Raw genomic sequence first — 17,755 nt, forward strand, 5'->3', positions numbered from 1 at the left:
ATCCCGTCACAACGGCAACGGTCGAGCACTCGCAACGGATCCTGGCCGTCCTGCTCGACGACCTGGGCCCGTGTACGAGCTGATCGTTAGTGCGCGCAGAGTGACCGACCCGATGCGGGCCGGTTGTACGCCGCGACGATCCTCGATCCGATCATCGAAGGTGTCGCGATCGCTGACGAGGTATCACCGTTGATTGTACCGATACCTGCGCTTCTCTTTGCACAGCTCCTAATCCGGAGCGTATCAAGTGATCTGGCGTTGTGGAGTCATCTGGCTGCCAAGCGGCCGCCTGCTGGACCAGCTCAACGCTCAGCTTCACACGTGCAGCAATTGCCGCTTTCACCAGACTTCGATGCGTGACCGCCGTAGAGGACGACCCTGCAGCGGTCTAGACCAGCTTCATTAATGTTCATCACAGGACGCGCCGGGCGGTCGGTTCGACTGTCAGCCCTTCGCTCTAAGATCGCTCGCATGTTCGAGCCCGTCTCCGAGAGCGCAAAGCACGGCCTGCACAGCAGCCTCGAGTTCTTCGTGCTCCCAGAGGCGAACAACTTTCCACCCTGCGCCGGTCAAGGCAGCGTCTGCCGCGCGATCACGTTCGACGTTGCGGCGGAGCTTAGGCGCCCAGTACCACTCGTTCGTAGTGGGCTGCCGACCGTGTACAGGACAGACATGCCAGAAGCACCCGTCCACGAATACGGCGACTTTGCGGGCGGTGAAAACGATGTCTGGGCGGACCTTCACCGAGCCAAGCTCCAGGCGAAGGTCCTTGCGATAACGGTATCCACGTCGGTGCAGAGCGCGGCGAAGCGTCACCTCGGGCTTGGTGTCTGCTCGCCGGTTCGCCTGCATGTTGCGAGAACGGCCAGCATCGAGCGGAGCTGGATAGATGCCTCGCTCATGCGCCGTCCGTCGGGCTATCTCCGCCTTGGTCTCAGTCATGTCCACTCCGGCTGTATGAGGAAAGACGCCCTACGGAAAGATACACCTGACGATTGGCCCGGACGCCGCCGGCCACGACACCGAAAGGCATCGATGTGACGGAACTTCGGGTCATTGAGATCTGCGCCGGCGCAGGCGGTCAGGCCCTCGGCCTCGAGCGCGCTGGCTTTGAGCATGAGCTGGCGATAGAGCTTGATGACACTGCAGTTAAGACGCTCAAGAAGAATCGTCCGAAATGGGATATTCGGCAGGGCGATGTTGCCGACATAACGGTGTGGAACCCGGCAGATTATGCACCCACGCCGGAGAGGCGCGCAATCGACTTGTTGGCTGGCGGAGTTCCGTGTCCGCCGTTTTCGATTGCTGGGAAGCAGCTTGGAGCAAACGATGAACGAGATCTATTCGCCTGGGCGGTCGAGCAAGTCGGAGTTATGCAGCCTCGTGCGCTTTTGCTAGAAAATGTTCGAGGACTCAGCATGCCGCGATTCGCTGGATACCGTCAGCATGTTCTCGATCGACTTGACGAGTTCGGCTACTCTGCGGCTTGGAAGGAAATTCAAGCTTCTCGTTACGGCGTGCCACAGCTACGTCCGCGGTTCGTCCTCATAGCCATGCAGCATCATGTATTTCAGGGCTTTGAATGGCCTGAAGAGCAGGATAAAGCGCCATCAGTCGGTGAGACGCTACGCGACATGATGAAACGCAAGAAGGTATTCGGCGATGACGACGAGCTGCAGAAGTGGGTTGAACGCGCTAAAGGAGTTGCCCCGACAATCGTCGGTGGATCAAAAAAGCACGGTGGGGCGGACCTCGGTCCCACTCGTGCAAAGCTGGCTTGGAAGGAGATGGGTGTCGACGGCCATGGCCTGCACGATGATGACAAGCCCTATTCTCGAAACGATCGGTCGATAACCGCTTTGGGTCCCAAGCTTACTCCAGAGATGGTCGCTCGCCTCCAGGGTTGGAATGACGGTGAATTTAGCTGGGAGTTTGAGGGCCGCAAGACTGCAAAATACAGGCAAATCGGAAATGCATTTCCGCCACCTGTCGCAAAAGCTCTCGGATTGGCGATCGCCAATGCGCTAAAGCGCGAGGAGCTTCGTTCCTCTTCCGCCCTTGAGTGCTTGGCTATTAAATCCGCAGTAGATCCGATCTATCGAGCACTTCGCGACAGCGGCGGGTATATGACCGTGGCTGACATAGCTAATAAGTCAGAGGCCTTCTTGAATGAACGAGAAATAGTTCGCCGCATTGATATGCTCAGCCACGACTTCGAGATAGAAGAGAAAGAGTACGACGGCTTGATTTCGTATAGGCTGGGAGGATTCCGTGCCTTTACAGGTCAGCATGATCATTCGCGGCATGAGAGTTTCGAAAAGAACCGATCAAGAATCAGCTGAGTGAGTCGTCTGTGGGTACGGCGAGAAACGCCGGACCCGCAGACGCCCACAGATCTGTATCCGGAACCACAGCTACCTCCTTCATCCTGGCCTGCTCAGTTGCGGTTCATTGCGTTGGTCGGGTCCGGTAGCGCAGCCCTGCTCCTGGTTGGATGGAATCGCTGTCTCGCACCGATGCCCGGATTGCAGGGGCCTGATCAGTTCTTGTCGGCATCCCGCGCGAGCAGCGCGGTGGTGCGATGCCGTCGGCTAGCAGGGTGAATGGCGATGTGACAGGGCTAGCTTGAGCGCTGGCGTGATATGAGCGCACCCTTGTCGCTCCATAGCAATGCGCTGGAAGAAGGTTGTGCCCACGAAATGTCCCAGCTGTCCCGGCATGCACGAATTTCGTTGGCGCACCGCTTCATCTCGGTGTCCGTCGGAAGCGCGACGGTTCCGAACTTATTTGGTCGGGCCATCTGCAGGTCGACAAAGCTGAAGCGACTCTGATCGCCTAGGTGATCCTCCGCTGGATGCTTGCGACCCTGACTGCCGCTGCGATAGTTCGGATTCCCAATGTAGATACTTACTACTGCATTGCCGCACCACAAATCCGCACGAAACAGGGCATCCGCGAGAGGGTGGCTAAGGCAGGGCAAGCCGTGCTGGCGTAGCCAGCCTAGAGCGTATATTTCGCGAAGAAATGAATAGTAGAACGCACCGATGCGCCACTGCATGGCGTTTCGAGCAGAAACAAGGGCCTCGTCGCGAGATATATTTTTGGTTTTCACCAGGTGGTCGGCGGCCTTTGCTTGCATCATCTGGGCCGGTTCCCAGAGCCAGGGGCGCCGAGCCGGAGCTGCGCTCCACCCGTCCCGGAATTCTTGCCAACTGTAGATTCTACCCAAGTCTTCCAGGCAGAAGTGAAAGAGGTGAGAGAAAGCAAAGTTGGGCCGCCAGTCCCTGACGAGTTTGGCTGTGTTGTGGAAGTCCTCGCGAAGGTCGCCCAGGGGATGCTCGGTATCCAAGGACAGGATGTGCTGTGGCTCAACGTCGTAGATCCTGGCACTTTTGTGAGCAAGAACCTTGTCGGCAACGTACTCCCGTCCCGGGAGGCTCTTCCACCAGTCAAGTCGCCGTTTCGCTTTGCCTGTGGAACCGAAGTACCGTGCGACGTCGACCCCTGTGACTTGCATGCTCATTTCACCGCCCTGCCTTAAGGCATCTCATCTCGATGTGTACCGGTTCACGCTAGGCCATGGCACTGACACTTCAGATGAGATGCATTGCGACGCAGCGGGAGTGTCTGCTACAGGCGAGGGGGGCTCAGCGCTCTGCTAGGCAGTCAGTCGGGCCGGGTGAGGAAGCGGTACCAGGACGCGGTGACGATCGTCGACCGCGCGGCATCTGAGGTCCGTGGTCGGCGTCAAGTCATGCCGTAGTCGCCGGAAGGTCTGCCGAACGTTGCCGAACGGCCGCCAGGCATGCTATGAATGTAGCTGCGGCACAACGCGGTTGTTGCGCTCAGGCGCATCGGATTAGAAATGAGGAGTGTGACGGTGGCGAGTCAATCTATGTCATCGGGGCGACGAGTTGCGGCGTTCATTGCCGGTGTCGGGGAGGGGAACCGCTTCACGAAGATGGAGTTGTTCAATGCTGTCCCTGGTGTCGCGCAGGCGGACCGGAGGATGCGTGATCTGCGCGAGATGGGCTGGCAGATCGACAACTACAAGGTCAATCCCAACCTCTCTCCGGACCAATACCTGCTTAGAAAGATCGGCGTCCGTATCGATCTCGGCGAGAAGCCTCCAGTAACGGTGCGCCGCACCGTTACTGGCCCGAAGCGTCGACGGATCCTGGAACGAGATGGCAGGGCGTGTCAGATCTGCGGTATCGCAGCGGGTGAAGCATTCCCTGATGAGCCTGCGAGAACTGCAACGTTGACGATCGGGCACTTGATTCCCAGGGAGCGAGGCGGTTCGGACAACGATGGCAACCTCCGGGCCGAATGCCAGCGGTGCAACGATGAGGCGCGGGACGTTACGACCAATCCCCCGGATCCGGACGAGGTTTTCACTGCGGCTCGGAATGTCAAGGGTGGTCTGAAGACGAAAACCGAACTCTACCGCTGGATGCTGGCCGGAAGGCGGGAGATCGGAAATGTTGAGCGTGTATTTCTCGACTGGTCGCGGCTTCCGATTGAGCAAAGGCAGGTCGTTATGAACAAGCTCGGGTTGGAAGTATTGCGGCGCCCGACGCCATAATCGACTGGTCAGTCGGCAGAGAGATCTCTGATGCCGCGTTGGGTCTACCGCTCGATGCGGCATCAGTATCTGCAGATCTGTAAAATGCTACATTCGTATCCCAAAAGATTTGACTCCACACCGCAATAGCGTACACACGTCGGCCATTGCATTTCTGTGAAGTTTCACGCTTTCGGGGAAGGGTCTCGTAGTCCCGGCCTGCCAGCAACGTCGGGGGCCTTCGCAAAGAGCGGCTGATGGTGTTCACCCGACGGTGTGTGCAGAACTGCGGTACGCAGTCGCACCGTCACCGGGAGGTGGTTCACCTCCAGCGTGGCCCGCGCGACCTCGTGCACGGCAGCTCCCGGAACCACCTCCAGCCGCGCCCGCGCAACCACCGTAGCCAGGATGGTGACCGCTTCGTACCACGCGAACGGTTCGCCGATGCAGTTTCGGTTGCCGAGGCCGAAGGGCTGGTAGACCCCGGATCGGGTCACGGTCTTGCGGTATTCCGGCGTCCACCGGTCCGGGTCGAATCGTGCCGGATCATCGAAGTACTTCGGGTTGTTGTGCAGCGTGTACGGCGAGTAGAAGAGCGTGGTGCCCGCGGGGAGCGTGACTCCGCCGAGGTCGAGTTTCTCGATCGTCTCGCGTGTGCCGAGCCAGGTGGGAGCGTATCGGCGCAGCGTCTCGGCCATCACTCGCTCGGTGTACTGGAGACGCTGGATGTTGTCAGCGGTTACCGGGCCGCCGCGCAGCACCTCGGCGACTTCCTCTTCGACCCGCTCTCGCACGTCCGCGCGCCGCGCCAACTCGTAGAAGGCGAAAGCCATGGTGTTGGCGGTGGTTGCGAAACCCGCGGCGTAGAGCGTCATCACCTCGTCGTGGAGCTCGCGATCGGTGAGGGCGGTGCCGTCGTCGAAGCGGGCGGTGAGCAGCATCGACACCAAGTCGCCGTAATCGGTTTCGCTCGCGCGGTATTCGGCGATGATGTGGTCGATCGCATCGGAGAGCCTGCGCACTGCGGCGTCGAAAGTGCGGTTGCGCAGTGGGATGCGCGCCAGCCACGGCATCATGGTGCGTTTCGGTAGCTCGTCGACGATCACCGGAAATGAACGCAGCGACTCCGCGACCACCGCTTCGCCGAGTTCGCTGGCGAACAAAGCCTTCGCGACGATCCGCATGGCCAGCACCCGCAACCGGTCATCGAGCTCCAATCGCGCGCCGTCACTCCAGCTGTCGACCATGGCATCGGCTTCCTGCTGCATGATCCGCACATAGCCGGCGATCTTCTCGTGGTGAAAGGCCGGTGCCATCAGGCGGCGATGCCGCAGGTGCTTCGGCTCGGCCGACACGGACACACCATCGCCCAGCAGCGCCCGCATGGCCTCGAAGAATGCCCCCTTCTCGACGCTGTGCGCCTCCTTGCCGCGCAGCAACGAAACGATCAGCTCCGGCGCGGTCACCAGATAGGCGTCTCTGCTGCCCAATCGGATTCGCGCCAACGGCTCCGGCGTCCGGTGCAGCTCGGCGAAGAACTCCAATGGCCTGCTTCGGAGCGCCAGGCCGTGACCGACAATCGGCCATGCTCGCTGGACAGGGCGGCCGACAGCCGTATGCGTACTCATGGAGGCCCCTCGGGAGAGTTCCTGTGCCAATCTTCGCTTACCTGTTCGTGTTTGTCGCGGGTGTCGACAGTGCGTCGCAGGACGTCGAGCGGAGGACGTTGGGATAGTCTCCTGTGGGAGGTTTGGGGATGAGTTTCAGGCTGGCGGCATACGCCGTCTGCATCGAGGACGCACGGGTGCTGCTCGTCCGTTACGTACCACCGAGGGGCGAGACCAACTGGACTCTTCCGGGCGGTGGGGTCGAGCACGCGGAGGACCCGTTCGACGCGGTGACCCGAGAACTCGCTGAAGAAACCGGCTGCCACGGGGTGGTCGAACGTCTACTCGGCGTGGACTCGAGGGTGATTCCCGCGGCAGCCGCGCATGCCGGAGCCGAGCACCAGAATGTCGGCATTTTCTACCGGGTCCGTGTCACCGGCGGGCGACTGCGGCATGAGCCCAATGGTGCGACCGCCGAGCCGATCTGGACCCCGATTCCCGATGTCGCCCGGCTGCGCAGGTCATCACTGGTCGACATCGGTCTGGCGCTGGCTCGGACCGTTCCGGCAACCGGCCATGTCGCTCCCGTCCCGGTCGGCGGCTTGATCCAGCATTGAGGCGCCCCGCCCTCTTCCCGGCGACCTCTCAGCGCCGAACTTCAGCTATCTCGACAGCCCGGCCTTCCCGCCGAGACAGATCGCAGGCTTCGGCGACGTAGAACGCCTCCAATGCGTCGGCCGGAGGGCAGGGATTCTCGAGTTGACCGGTCGCGACTTCGATGAACGCCGCCAATTCGTCGGCATAGGCCGGACGGAACCGCTCCATGAAACCCCCATAGGGGGGATAGGGGGAGGGGCTGTGGTCGGGTTCGACGGAAGTCAGCGGCGCGCGGTCGTCCAGTCCGACGATGGCGTTCCCCTCGGAGCCCAACGCCTCGAGCCGGACGTCGTATCCCACCCCGTTGTAGCGGGTCAGCGACACGGTCGCGAGGGTTCCGTCGTCCAAGCGCAACAACACGGCGGCGGTGTCCACGTCGCCCGCTTCGGCGAAGAACGACGCACCCCGGTTCGCTCCGAGGGCGAACACCTCGGTGATCTCGCTCCCGGTCACCCAGCGGATGATGTCGAAATCGTGCACTCCGCAGTCGCGGAAGATGCCGCCGGAGCGGGAAATGTATTCGGCGGGTGGTGGGGCCGGGTCGAGGGTGGTGGCGCGCAAGGTGTGCAGCCAGCCGAGGCTGCCGGAACGGATGGCTTCGCGGGCGGCGCGGTAGCCGGCGTCGAAGCGGCGTTGGAAGCCGATCTGGACGGGGACGGAGGAGTCGTGGAGGTGGTCGATGACGGCGAGGGTGCCGGTGATGTCGGCGGCCACGGGCTTCTCGCAGAAGACGGGGATGCCCGCGTCGACGGCGCGGATGATGAGTTCGGGGTGGGAGTCGGTGGCGGTGGCGATGATCAGGCCGTCGAGGTCGGCGGCGTAGAGGGCGTCGAGATCGGGGGCGAATTCGATGCCGAGGTGGGTGGCGGTGGCGCGGGCGCGGTCGGGGACGGCGTCGGCGACCAGGACGGTGGCGACGGTGGGGAGTTTCCTCAGGGTCTCGGCGTGCGAGGTCCCGATGCGGCCGGTTCCGGCGAGGCCCAGCGTGACGGCTCGGTGGGAGGACATCGGCTCTCCTTCAGGTGGAATCGCGACGGGCGTCAGGGACGTGGGGCGGCTGTGGTGGAGCGGACGACGAGCGAAGGTTCCACCCGGCGACGGACCGGGGCGGTGCGGCCGTCGCGGAGTCGTTCGGCCAGGGCCTCGATCGCGAGGCGGCCCATCTGGGTGCGGGGCTGGTCGATGGTGGTCAGCGCGACGTGGCGCAGGGCGGCCAGCGAAGTGTTGTCGTAGCCGACCACCGAGACGTCCTCCGGCACCCGCAATCCCGCTTCTTCCAGCGCGGACATCGCCCCGACGGCGTTGAAGTCGTTGCCGCACACCAGCGCGGTGGGAAAGTTGTCGCGGGAGAACAGGTTCAGTAGTCGCCGCGCCGCGGCCATGCCCGCGGAGTCGGTGTGCTCGCTCGCTACGACCATCGGTTCCAGCCCGTGGCGCTGCATGGCGGCACGGTAGCCCTTGCGGCGCGGCGCCGCGGTGAAAGCGCCGCCGCCGTCGAGGTGGACGATGCGCCGGTGCCCGAGCGAGATCAGGTGATCGACGGCGAGGGCGGCGCCCGCCTCGCCGTCGTCGTTGACCGTATCTATCCCGGCGACGGTGGAGGTGCGCGACACCAGCACCAGCGGTGCCTGCTGCGACGCTTCGCGAATGGCGGCGGCGGGCAGGATCGGGGACAGCAGGACGACGCCCCCGGGCCGGAAGGACAGCAGGCTCGCCAAGGCGGTGCGTTCGCGCCCTGCGCTGCGCCTGCCGGTGTTGAGGATCAGTTCGAGGCCGGACTCCTGCGCGGCGGCGTCCATGCCCTCGACGACGTCGGCGAAGAAGGCGTTGCGCAGGTCGGAGACCAGGACGCCGACGATGTCGGAGGTCCGGCTGGCCAGCGAGCGGGCCATGAGGTGCGGTTGATAGCCGAGGTCCTTGGCCGCGTCCAGCACGGCGCGGCGGCGGTGCTCGCTGACCTTCGGGGAGTTGCGCATGACCAGCGAGACGAGGGCGCGCGAGACGCCCGCGCGAGCGGCGACGTCTTCCATGGTCGGTCGTGCCATGTCGCCTCCGTCCTGCGTCCGCCCCCTCCACCGGGACGGACGATACGCGGTGCCCGGAAGCGCGGCAATAGAGCGCTCTAATCGAACTCGACACCCACGAAGGCGACCGCGAATCGCCCGGAAAATGCGTAATAATCGCTGGTAGAACCACTTTGACCGGTGCGAGGGAAGCTCTTGACACACTATGACCTGCGTTACATAGTTGGAGCGCTCCAATAGAACGGAGCCAACTCGATATCGAAGGTCGGAGAAGTGCCGATGACCGAATCCCTGCACCCGCTGCGCCTCGCGGCCGCGCCGATCTCCTGGGGGGTCTGCGAGGTCCCCGGCTGGGGTCACGTGCTCGACGCGCGCACGGTTCTGTCGGAGATGGCCGCGCTCGGCCTGTTCGCCACCGAACTCGGGCCACCCGGCTATCTGCCGTGCGATCCGGCTGAACTGCGACGGCTCCTCGAGGAATTCGGTATCACCGCCGTGGGCGGCTTCCTCGCCGTCGTGCTGCACCGCGACCGGCCCGACGCGCTCGCGCGCGCGGAGCACACCGCCGCGCTGCTGGCCGCCACGGGCGCGGAAGTCCTCGTGCTGGCCGCCGCCACCGGACTCGGTGGATACGACGAGCGTCCGCAACTCGACGACTCGCAATGGCGCGCCTTGATCGGCACCGCTTCCGCGATCCGCGACGCCGCCGCCGGGTACGGCCTGCGCACGGTGCTGCATCCGCATGTGGGCACCCATGTGGAGAGCGAGGCCGAGGTGGAGCGGTTCCTCGCGGACGCCGATCTCGACATCTGCCTGGACACCGGACATCTGCTCGTCGGCGGCGCCGACCCGGTGCGGCTCGCGCGGCGGCACGCCGAACGGATCGGGCACATCCATCTCAAGGACGTCCGCGGCTCGCTGGCCGACCAGGTGCGCGGCGGGAAGCTCGAGTACAGCGAGGCGGTGCGCCGCGGACTGTACGTGCCGCTGGGCGAGGGTGACGTCGACATCGCGGCACTCGTGCACACCGTGCGGAGCGCGGGATATCGGGGCTGGTACGTCCTGGAGCAGGACGCCGCGCTGCGGACATCCGACTCGGCGGGCAAGCCGAGCGGCGATACCGGGCGCAGCCTGCGGTACCTCACCGACATCGCGCTCACGGCGGCCGGAATCCAGTGTCGGCGATGACGATGTCACCGCGACCGCGGCGCGGCGCGACCGCGCGATATCTGACCCGCCTGCTGCCGTGGATCGCGACGGCCGCCGTCCTGGCCGCGTGCAGCGGTCCCGGCGCCGACGCGCCCGCCCCTTCACAGACGCCGATCGCCGTCGGAACGGTGAAGTCGGTAGCGGTGGTGACGCACGGCAGTCCGGGCGACGCGTTCTGGAATGTCGTCAAGAACGGCGCGGAGGCCGCGGGGAAGGACCTCGGTGTCCGGGTGGACTACAACTCCTCCGGTGATCCCGGCCAGCAGGCGAAACTGATCGACAACGCGGTGGCGCAAGGGGTCGACGGCCTGGTGGTCTCCATGGCGAATCCCGAGGCGCTGCGACCGTCCGTCGAAAAGGCCGTTGCCGCGGGAATTCCCGTGGTGACGATCAACTCCGGCGAGTCCGAGAGCGCGAAATTCGGCGCGTTCGTTCATGTGGGTCAAAGCGAATCGCTGGCCGGGCGGGCCGCGGGCGAACGGCTCGCCGAGGCCAGGCGCACGAAGATGCTGTGCGTGATCCACGAGGCGGGCAATATCGGCGCGAACGAGCGCTGCGCGGGCGCGACGAAGGCGTTCGGCGACGCGACCACGCTCCAAGTGGACATCAACAATCCGACCGACGCGCAATCGAGGATCAAAGGCGCGCTGGAGGCCGACCGGTCCATCGACGCGGTGCTGACGCTGAACTCCCAGGTCGCCGCGCGGGCCGTGGACGCCGTCCGGGAGGCCGGGTCGCCCGCCACCGTCGCGACGTTCGACCTCAATTCCGATGTGGTGGAGGCGATTCGGGCCGGAAAGCTGCTGTTCGCGGTCGATCAGCAACAGTACGAGCAGGGATACCTGCCGATCGTGCTGCTGCGGCTGTACCGGGCGAACCTGAACACCGTCGGAGGCGGTGCGCCGGTGCAGACCGGCCCCGGCTTCGTCGACAAGAGCAACGTGGACGCCGTCGCCGCGCTCGTCGCGCAGGGCACGCGCTGAGGCCGGGAGTGGATGAGATGACCGTTGCCACAAAGCCATCCGATCCGACGCGGGACCGACCGGGCCTCTCGCCGCTGCAACGCCTGGCCGTGCGGCCGGAGATCGGCGCGGCGCTCGGCGCGCTCCTGGTGTTCGTGTTCTTCTCCCTGGTCACCGACCGGTTCCTGAGCCCGCTCGGCGTCGCGACCTGGCTGGACGACGCGTCCACGCTGGGCATCATGGCGGTGGCCGTGGCGCTGCTGATGATCGGCGGCGAGTTCGACCTGTCGGCGGGCGTGATGACCGCCTCCACGGCACTGGTCACCGCGCTGCTCGCGGTGCACGCCGGGTGGAACGTGTGGTTCGCGCTGCTGGCCTCGCTGGTATTCGCCCTGGTCGTCGGCGCGTTCAACGGCTGGGTGGTGATGCGCACCGGCCTGCCCAGCTTCATCGTGACGCTGGGGACCTTCCTGGCCCTGCAAGGTCTGAACCTCGGCGTGACGCGGCTGGTCACCGATACGGTGCAGGTCTCGGGGGTGCGCGGCGCGGATGGCTACCAGTCGGCGGGCTGGGTGTTCGCCTCGACGCTCGACATCGGCGAAGCGCACATCCAGGCGTCGGTGGTCTGGTGGATCGTGCTGACCGCGCTCGCCGCGGTCATCCTGGTCCGCACCAGGTTCGGCAACTGGATCTTCGCCGTCGGCGGCGCGCTGCCGAGCGCCCGCGCGGTCGGCGTCCCCGCCGACCGCACCAAGATCCTGCTGTTCATGGGCACCGCGTTCGCGGCCTGGGTGGTGGGCTCGTGCAACATCCTGCGGTTCGCCAGCGTGCAGGCAAACCAGGGCGTGGGGCTCGAACTGCACTACATCATCGCCGCCGTGGTGGGCGGGTGCCTGCTCACCGGGGGCTTCGGCTCGGCGATCGGCGCCGCGATCGGCGCGCTGATCTTCGGCATGGCGCGCCAGGGCATCGTGTTCGCCCGCTGGGACAGCGACTGGTTCATGCTGTTCCTCGGCGTGCTGCTGCTGGCGGCGGTCCTGGTCAACAACAGATTCCAGAAACGAGCCGAAAGGGTACGCCGATGACTCCCCTCATCGAGGCCGTGGCGCTCGGCAAGAGTTACGGTGGCGTCGTCGCCCTGCGTGAGGTGTCCACGGTGGTGAACGCGGGCGAGGTGACCTGCGTGCTCGGCGACAACGGCGCGGGCAAGTCGACGCTGATCAAGATCCTCGCGGGGGTGCACCGGCACGATCGCGGCGAACTGCGCGTCGAGGGCGAACCTGTCCGGTTCGCCTCCCCGCGCGAGGCGTTGGATCGCGGGATCGCCACGGTCTACCAGGATCTCGCGGTGGTGCCGCTGATGAGCGTGTGGCGCAACTTCGTGCTCGGCTCGGAGCCGACTTTCGGATACGGCCCGTTCCGGCTGCTGGACCGCAAGAAAGGCTGCGAGATCGCGCGAACCGCGCTGGCCGACATGGGCATCGAGATCCGCGATCTGGAACAGCCGGTCGGCACGTTGTCCGGCGGGCAGCGGCAGTGCGTCGCGATCGCGCGGGCGGTGCATTACGGCGCGAAGGTGTTGATCCTCGACGAGCCGACCGCCGCGCTGGGCGTCAAACAGGCCGGGGTAGTGCTGAGGTACGTCGTGCAGGCGCGCGAACGCGGGCTCGGCGTCGTGCTGATCACGCACAACCCGCACCACGCCTATCCGGTCGGCGACCGATTCCTGCTGCTGAAGCGGGGCGCGATGCTCGGTTCCTACGAGAAGTCGGAGATCGATCTGCCCGAGCTGACCCGTCAGATGGCGGGCGGGGCGGAACTGGAGGCGTTGCAGCACGAACTGCGGCGCGTGGTGACGCCGTGAAGACTCCGGGAAGCGAGCTGGAGGCGTTGACCATCGGCCGCGTCGGGGTGGACCTGTATCCCGAACAGAGCGGGGTCGCCCTGGCTCAGGTGCGTAGTTTCGCCAAGTTCCTGGGCGGCACCGCGACCAACGTCGCCGTGGCCGCCGCCCGGCTCGGTCGTCGCTCGGCGGTGCTGACCAAGGTGGGTCCCGACGGCTTCGGCGATTTCGTGCGCACGGCGCTGGAAGACTTCGGTGTGTCGTCCCGTTACGTCACGACCGCGCCGGAGCTGCGGACGCCCGTCGTCTTCTGCGAGCTCGCCCCGCCGTCCGATCCGCCGCTGCTGTTCTATCGGGCGCCGATCGCGCCGGATCTCACCCTCACCACGGACGAAGTGCCGTGGGACCTGGTGGATTCCGTGCCACTGTTGTGGGTCACCGGCACCGGCGTCAGCGCCGAACCGGGCCGCGGCACGCAGCGCGAGATCCTGCTGCGGCGCGCCCGCCGCGGGCACACGGTGCTCGACTTGGACTACCGGCCGATGTTCTGGCCCGACGTGGAAACCGCGCGGACCGAGATCGGATGGATGGTCGATCACGTGAACGTGGTGGTCGGCAACCGTACCGAGGCCGAGGTGGCGGTGGGCACCGCCGACCCCGACACGGCGGCCGATCGGCTGCTCGCCCGTGGAGTGCGGCTCGCGGTGATCAAGCAGGGTGGCGACGGCGTGCTGGTGGCCACCGCCGAGGAACGCTGGACGGTGCCGCCGTGCCGCGTGGAGGTGGTGTGCGGGCTCGGCGCGGGCGACGGATTCGGCGGCGCACTGATCCACGGCCTGCTCGCGGACTGGGACCCACGCCGCATCGCGACCTACGCCAACGCCGCGGGCGCGCTGGTGGCCTCGCGTCTCGCCTGCGCCGACGCGATGCCGACGGCCGCGGAGATCGAGGAGCTGCTGTGCGGCTGAATGGCCGAGCGCGGAATGAAGGAGCTGCCATGCACGTGACCGACGAACGCTGGCGCGAATTGCTGCACGTGCGCGCCACCGACCCCGCCGCGATCGAACGGGCCTACGCGAAACGGGTGCGCCGCGCCGACCTGCTGGCGGGCAAGCAGACCTTGTTCCTGGTCGCCGCGGACCATCCCGCCCGCGGCGCGCTCGGCGTCGGCGCGGACCGCACGGCCATGGCGGATCGGCGCACGCTGCTGGAACGGCTGCTGATCGCGTTGGCCAACCCGGACGTCGACGGCGTGCTCGGCTCGCCGGACGTGGTCGAGGAACTGCTGCTGCTGGACGCGCTGGACGGCAAGGTCGTGATCGGATCGATGAACCGCGGCGGGCTGGCCGGCGCGGAATGGGAGATCGATGACCGATTCACCGGATACGACGCCGAAGCGCTGGCGCGGTTCCGGCTCGACGGCGGCAAGATGCTGCTGCGCCTGGTCGATTCCGACGCGGGCACCGTGCCGACGCTGCAAGCCTGCGCGCAGGCGGTCTCGGAACTGGCGGCGCACGAGCTGATGGCGATGGTCGAACCCTTGTCGTATCACCGGGACGACAGCGGTGCGCTGGTGATGAGCAAGGACGCGCTGTCGCTGTCGCGGGCGATCACGGTGGCCTCCGGCCTGGGCGTCACCTCGGCCTACACCTGGCTGAAGATTCCCGCGCCGCCGGATATCTCGGTACTGGACGCGACCACCTTGCCGGTGCTCGTGCTGGGCGGCGCGCCTTCCGGTGACTCGGCGGTGGATCGCGCGCTGTGGGGCGGGGCGCTCGGCCACGACGTGGTGCGCGGTCTCGTCGTCGGACGCACTCTGCTGTACCCGCCGGACGGTGACGTCGCCCGTGCGGTGGACACCGCCGCTCGCCTGCTGCGGGAAACCCGGCACGACCGGATCGCCGATGTCCACCGACTGCGTACCGAGGAGGCGCGATGACACTGCATCGGCCGGACGGGACGCTTCGCCGTGACGGCCATCCGATTCACCTCATGCCCGAGGACGCCGGATGGACCTATGCCGGGCTGCGGGTGCTGCGGATCGGCGCGGGTGCCTCGGACGTCGTGCGGACGGGCGAGTGTGAGGCTTTCGTCCTCCCGCTGGCCGGAGCGTGCACGGTGCGCGTCGACGGCGCGAGCTTCACCCTGGCCGGTCGCGAATCGGTCTTCACCCGCGTGACGGACTTCGCGTATGTCCCGCGCGACGCCGAGGTGGAATTGGTGGCCGAGGGCGGCGACCTGGAGGTGGCGTTGCCGATGGCCCGCTGCGGGAGCCGGCTCGAGCCGAGATACGGCCCCGCCGAACAGGTTCCGGTCGAAGTTCGCGGCGCGGGCAGCGCTACGCGCCAGGTCACGAACTTCGGGATACCCGGTGTGTGGGAGCACGCGGACAAGCTCAATGCCTGCGAGCTGATCACCCCGGACGGCAACTGGTCGTCCTACCCGCCGCACAAGCACGACCAGGCGAGCGAATGCGAAGTCGTCAACGAGGAGATCTACTACTTCCGCATCGCCGGACGCGACGGGATCACGCCCTCGCGCGAGGGATTCGGCATGCACCGCACTTACACGGCCGATGGCACGATCGACGAGAACGTGGCGGTCCGTGATGGTGACGTCTTCCTGATCCCGCACGGCTATCACGGGCCGTGCGTCGCGGCCCCCGGCTATCCCATGTATTACCTCAATGTGCTGGCCGGTCCGGCCCCCGAGCGATCGATGGCGTTCTGCGACGACCCCGCCCACAGCTGGGTGCGGGGGCGCTGGGACGCCGAGCCGCTCGATCCCCGCTGCCCGGTCACCTCCCATGAAGGACGGATCGGATGAGATCGACCACGGCGCAGGCGCTGGTGGCCTGGCTGATCGCCCAGCGCTCCGAGACGCTCGACGGCCGCGAGGTGCCGTTGTTCCCCGCCGTCTTCGCGATCTTCGGCCACGGCAACGTGCTCGGCCTCGGCACCGCGCTGCACGAGCGGCGCGACGAATTGCCGGTCTGGCGCGGGCACACCGAAGAGGGGATGGCGCTGGCCGCGGTCGGTTATGCCAAGGCTGCCCACCGGCGTCAGGTCGGTGTCGCCACGTCATCGATCGGTCCCGGCGCGCTGAACATGGTCACTGCGGCGGGCGTTGCGCACGCCGACCGTCTTCCGCTGCTGCTGCTTCCGGGCGACACCTTCACCGGACGTGCGCCCGACCCGGTCCTGCAGCAGGTCGAGCACTTCGGCGACCCGACCGTCACGGTGAACGACGCGTTCCGGGCGGTGAGCCGGTATTTCGACCGCATCACCCGTCCGGAACAGCTGATCGCCACCCTGCCCCAGGCGGTCGGGGTGCTGACGGATCCGGCCGATGCCGGTCCGGTCGTGCTGGCGCTCCCGCAGGACGTCCAGGCCGAGAGCTACGACTTCCCCGACGCGCTTTTCCAGCCGGTGGTGCACCGTCTGCCGCGGCCGCGCCCCGATCGGCGGGCGCTCGCCGACGCCGTCGCCGCACTCCGCGCCGCGCGACGCCCGCTGCTGATCCTCGGCGGCGGTGTCCGCTATTCGGGCGCGGGGCGCACCGTGCTGGAACTCGCCGAGCGGTACGGCCTTCCGGTCGTGGAGACCACCGCGGGCCGCACCCTCGTGCCGCACGACCATCCGCTGTACGCGGGACCGCTGGGCATCACCGGTTCGGCGTCGGCGAACGCGATGGCGGCCGAAGCCGATCTCGTCCTCGCGGTCGGGACCCGGTTGCAGGACTTCACCACCGCGTCCTGGACGGTCTTCGCGCCGGACGTCCGGCTGGTCACGATCAACGTGGCCCGGTTCGACGCGGTCAAGCACGGCGCCCTCGCGGTGGTCGGTGACGCCGACGCCACCGTGTCCGAGCTTGCCGGGCAGCTGGGGCAGTGGCGCATCGATCCGGAGTGGACGGCGCGAGCGGCCGAACTGCGCGGCACCTGGGACACGCACATCGATGAACTGCGCGCACCGACCCCGGGCACGCCGAGCTATGCCCAAGTGGTCGGCGCGGTGAACGACCTGAGCGGGCCGAGCGACTACGTGATGACGGCTTCCGGCGGCCTGCCCGGGGAACTCGTCGGCGGTTGGCGGGCGACCGGCGGCACACCGACCATGGACGTGGAGTACGGCTTCTCCTGCATGGGCTACGAGCTCGCGGGCGCGTGGGGTGCGGCCATGGCGCACACCGACGGTGTGGTGACCACACTGCTCGGGGACGGCTCATATCTGATGCTGAACTCGGAATTGTTCTCGGCGGCGTTCGCCGGCCATCCCTTCGTCGCGGTGGTCTGCGACAACGACGGATACGCCGTGATCGCCCGGCTGCAGGAGGGGCAAGGCGGCGAGCCGTTCAACAACTTCTACGCCGATTGCCGTACCGGGCACGAACGTCCACCACGGGTCGATTTCGCCGCCCATGCCGCCGCCTTGGGGTGCTCGGTGTTCACGGCCTCCGACCTGGAGGCGTTTCGTGACGCCTACGCGCGCGCCCGGGCGGCGGCGAAGGCCGAGCGCCGCCCGGCCGTTCTGGTCGTGCGGACGCAGCCGGCGGCGTGGACGGAGGCGGGCGCGTGGTGGGAGGTCGGTGTACCGGATCATCTGACGGGCCGCGCCGCCTACGACCAGACGAAACCGCGTCAGGTGCGCTATCTCCGCCCGTGAACAGAACTTAACGAACGCTGCGCACGGCGACCCCCGGACGTACGCTGAAGTGGTCGGATTCTGCGTGCGGTACACTGAAACCAGTTGGGGCACAAGGAAAGTGGTAGCAAATAAGTATCGCTGCCGAGCCGCGTCGAAGAAGGAGTCCATGATGCCGGGCGCGGTGGGCCCCTGCGAGCGCAGCGTGCTCATCAGGGGAGGGCGGCGAGCGTTATTTCGGGCGGC

The 17,755-nt window shown here is 66.5% G+C and carries 16 protein-coding genes; 11 read left to right on the forward strand and 5 right to left on the reverse strand.

Annotated features, from left to right (window positions below; translation table 11 throughout):
- Window positions 1–444: 444 nt before the first annotated feature.
- On the reverse strand, window positions 445–852 hold the full coding sequence (locus tag LTT66_RS22725) for a very short patch repair endonuclease (RefSeq protein ID WP_233069356.1): 408 nt from the start codon (window positions 850–852) through the stop codon (window positions 445–447).
- Between the two features lie 185 nt (window positions 853–1,037).
- On the opposite strand from LTT66_RS22725, the gene LTT66_RS22730 reads away from it, so the two are divergent.
- The gene (locus LTT66_RS22730) at window positions 1,038–2,342 is read left to right on the forward strand and encodes a DNA cytosine methyltransferase (protein ID WP_233060540.1); all 1,305 of its coding nucleotides are present in this window, start codon (window positions 1,038–1,040) and stop codon (window positions 2,340–2,342) included.
- A 278-nt stretch (window positions 2,343–2,620) separates the two neighbouring features.
- On the opposite strand, the gene LTT66_RS22735 is transcribed toward LTT66_RS22730, so the two are convergent.
- Complete coding sequence (locus LTT66_RS22735) at window positions 2,621–3,523, reverse strand: hypothetical protein (RefSeq protein WP_233060541.1); 903 nt, start codon at window positions 3,521–3,523, stop codon at window positions 2,621–2,623.
- Between the two features lie 357 nt (window positions 3,524–3,880).
- Between LTT66_RS22735 and LTT66_RS22740 the strand changes: the two genes are divergently transcribed.
- Window positions 3,881–4,585, forward strand: coding sequence for an HNH endonuclease (locus LTT66_RS22740; RefSeq protein ID WP_233060543.1), 705 nt, complete (start codon window positions 3,881–3,883; stop codon window positions 4,583–4,585).
- 164 nt (window positions 4,586–4,749) lie between these two features.
- Here the strand turns inward: LTT66_RS22740 and LTT66_RS22745 are convergent, their stop codons facing one another.
- Window positions 4,750–6,192: a cytochrome P450 gene (locus tag LTT66_RS22745; RefSeq protein ID WP_233060545.1), complete on the reverse strand. Its 1,443-nt coding sequence runs from the start codon at window positions 6,190–6,192 to the stop codon at window positions 4,750–4,752.
- A 128-nt stretch (window positions 6,193–6,320) separates the two neighbouring features.
- On the opposite strand from LTT66_RS22745, the gene LTT66_RS22750 reads away from it, so the two are divergent.
- Window positions 6,321–6,788 carry an NUDIX hydrolase gene (locus LTT66_RS22750; RefSeq protein WP_233060546.1) on the forward strand — a complete coding sequence of 156 codons (468 nt, stop codon included), beginning with the start codon at window positions 6,321–6,323 and terminating at the stop codon, window positions 6,786–6,788.
- Window positions 6,789–6,816: 28 nt separating this feature from the next.
- Here LTT66_RS22750 and LTT66_RS22755 read toward each other — a convergent pair whose 3' ends face one another.
- Complete coding sequence (locus LTT66_RS22755; protein WP_233060548.1) at window positions 6,817–7,836, reverse strand: Gfo/Idh/MocA family protein; 1,020 nt, start codon at window positions 7,834–7,836, stop codon at window positions 6,817–6,819.
- 32 nt (window positions 7,837–7,868) lie between these two features.
- Window positions 7,869–8,873 carry a LacI family DNA-binding transcriptional regulator gene (locus tag LTT66_RS22760; protein ID WP_233060550.1) on the reverse strand — a complete coding sequence of 335 codons (1,005 nt, stop codon included), beginning with the start codon at window positions 8,871–8,873 and terminating at the stop codon, window positions 7,869–7,871.
- A 258-nt stretch (window positions 8,874–9,131) separates the two neighbouring features.
- Between LTT66_RS22760 and LTT66_RS22765 the strand changes: the two genes are divergently transcribed.
- From LTT66_RS22765 to iolD, 8 genes are read left to right on the forward strand one after another with little or no spacing between them, the layout of a single operon-like run.
- Window positions 9,132–10,040 carry a TIM barrel protein gene (locus LTT66_RS22765; protein ID WP_233060551.1) on the forward strand — a complete coding sequence of 303 codons (909 nt, stop codon included), beginning with the start codon at window positions 9,132–9,134 and terminating at the stop codon, window positions 10,038–10,040.
- Entirely contained in the window at window positions 10,037–11,044 is a 1,008-nt protein-coding gene (locus LTT66_RS22770) for a sugar ABC transporter substrate-binding protein (RefSeq protein WP_233060553.1), read from the forward strand. Before LTT66_RS22765 ends, LTT66_RS22770 begins: the two co-directional genes overlap by 4 nt.
- Before the next feature lie 17 nt (window positions 11,045–11,061).
- Window positions 11,062–12,108 (forward strand): ABC transporter permease, encoded by a 1,047-nt coding sequence (locus tag LTT66_RS22775; protein WP_233060555.1) that lies wholly within the window; start codon window positions 11,062–11,064, stop codon window positions 12,106–12,108.
- The gene (locus LTT66_RS22780) at window positions 12,105–12,887 is read left to right on the forward strand and encodes an ATP-binding cassette domain-containing protein (RefSeq protein ID WP_233060557.1); all 783 of its coding nucleotides are present in this window, start codon (window positions 12,105–12,107) and stop codon (window positions 12,885–12,887) included. Before LTT66_RS22775 ends, LTT66_RS22780 begins: the two co-directional genes overlap by 4 nt.
- Window positions 12,884–13,834: a 5-dehydro-2-deoxygluconokinase gene (gene iolC, locus LTT66_RS22785; RefSeq protein WP_233060559.1), complete on the forward strand. Its 951-nt coding sequence runs from the start codon at window positions 12,884–12,886 to the stop codon at window positions 13,832–13,834. The genes LTT66_RS22780 and iolC overlap by 4 nt, the downstream gene beginning before the upstream one ends.
- A 29-nt stretch (window positions 13,835–13,863) precedes the next feature.
- Window positions 13,864–14,805, forward strand: coding sequence for a Cgl0159 family (beta/alpha)8-fold protein (locus tag LTT66_RS22790; RefSeq protein WP_233060560.1), 942 nt, complete (start codon window positions 13,864–13,866; stop codon window positions 14,803–14,805).
- Window positions 14,802–15,692, forward strand: coding sequence for a 5-deoxy-glucuronate isomerase (gene iolB / locus LTT66_RS22795; protein WP_233060561.1), 891 nt, complete (start codon window positions 14,802–14,804; stop codon window positions 15,690–15,692). The genes LTT66_RS22790 and iolB overlap by 4 nt, the downstream gene beginning before the upstream one ends.
- The gene (gene iolD, locus LTT66_RS22800) at window positions 15,689–17,530 is read left to right on the forward strand and encodes a 3D-(3,5/4)-trihydroxycyclohexane-1,2-dione acylhydrolase (decyclizing) (RefSeq protein ID WP_233060563.1); all 1,842 of its coding nucleotides are present in this window, start codon (window positions 15,689–15,691) and stop codon (window positions 17,528–17,530) included. The genes iolB and iolD overlap by 4 nt, the downstream gene beginning before the upstream one ends.
- Window positions 17,531–17,755 lie beyond the last annotated feature (225 nt).

This window comes from Nocardia gipuzkoensis (genome assembly GCF_021183645.1).
GTDB classification, from domain to species: domain Bacteria; phylum Actinomycetota; class Actinomycetes; order Mycobacteriales; family Mycobacteriaceae; genus Nocardia; species Nocardia abscessus.

Excerpts from the sequence above, each read along its gene's own strand:
- LTT66_RS22725 (WP_233069356.1), bottom strand. The coding sequence starts at position 852 with ATGCAGGCGAACCGGCGAGCAGACACCAAGCCCGAGGTGACGCTTCGC.
- LTT66_RS22735 (WP_233060541.1), bottom strand. The coding sequence starts at position 3,523 with ATGAGCATGCAAGTCACAGGGGTCGACGTCGCACGGTACTTCGGTTCC.
- LTT66_RS22745 (WP_233060545.1), bottom strand. The coding sequence starts at position 6,192 with ATGAGTACGCATACGGCTGTCGGCCGCCCTGTCCAGCGAGCATGGCCG.
- LTT66_RS22750 (WP_233060546.1), top strand. The coding sequence starts at position 6,321 with ATGAGTTTCAGGCTGGCGGCATACGCCGTCTGCATCGAGGACGCACGG.
- LTT66_RS22755 (WP_233060548.1), bottom strand. The coding sequence starts at position 7,836 with ATGTCCTCCCACCGAGCCGTCACGCTGGGCCTCGCCGGAACCGGCCGC.
- LTT66_RS22760 (WP_233060550.1), bottom strand. The coding sequence starts at position 8,873 with ATGGCACGACCGACCATGGAAGACGTCGCCGCTCGCGCGGGCGTCTCG.
- LTT66_RS22765 (WP_233060551.1), top strand. The coding sequence starts at position 9,132 with ATGACCGAATCCCTGCACCCGCTGCGCCTCGCGGCCGCGCCGATCTCC.
- LTT66_RS22770 (WP_233060553.1), top strand. The coding sequence starts at position 10,037 with ATGACGATGTCACCGCGACCGCGGCGCGGCGCGACCGCGCGATATCTG.
- LTT66_RS22775 (WP_233060555.1), top strand. The coding sequence starts at position 11,062 with ATGACCGTTGCCACAAAGCCATCCGATCCGACGCGGGACCGACCGGGC.
- LTT66_RS22780 (WP_233060557.1), top strand. The coding sequence starts at position 12,105 with ATGACTCCCCTCATCGAGGCCGTGGCGCTCGGCAAGAGTTACGGTGGC.
- LTT66_RS22790 (WP_233060560.1), top strand. The coding sequence starts at position 13,864 with ATGCACGTGACCGACGAACGCTGGCGCGAATTGCTGCACGTGCGCGCC.
- iolB (WP_233060561.1), top strand. The coding sequence starts at position 14,802 with ATGACACTGCATCGGCCGGACGGGACGCTTCGCCGTGACGGCCATCCG.
- iolD (WP_233060563.1), top strand. The coding sequence starts at position 15,689 with ATGAGATCGACCACGGCGCAGGCGCTGGTGGCCTGGCTGATCGCCCAG.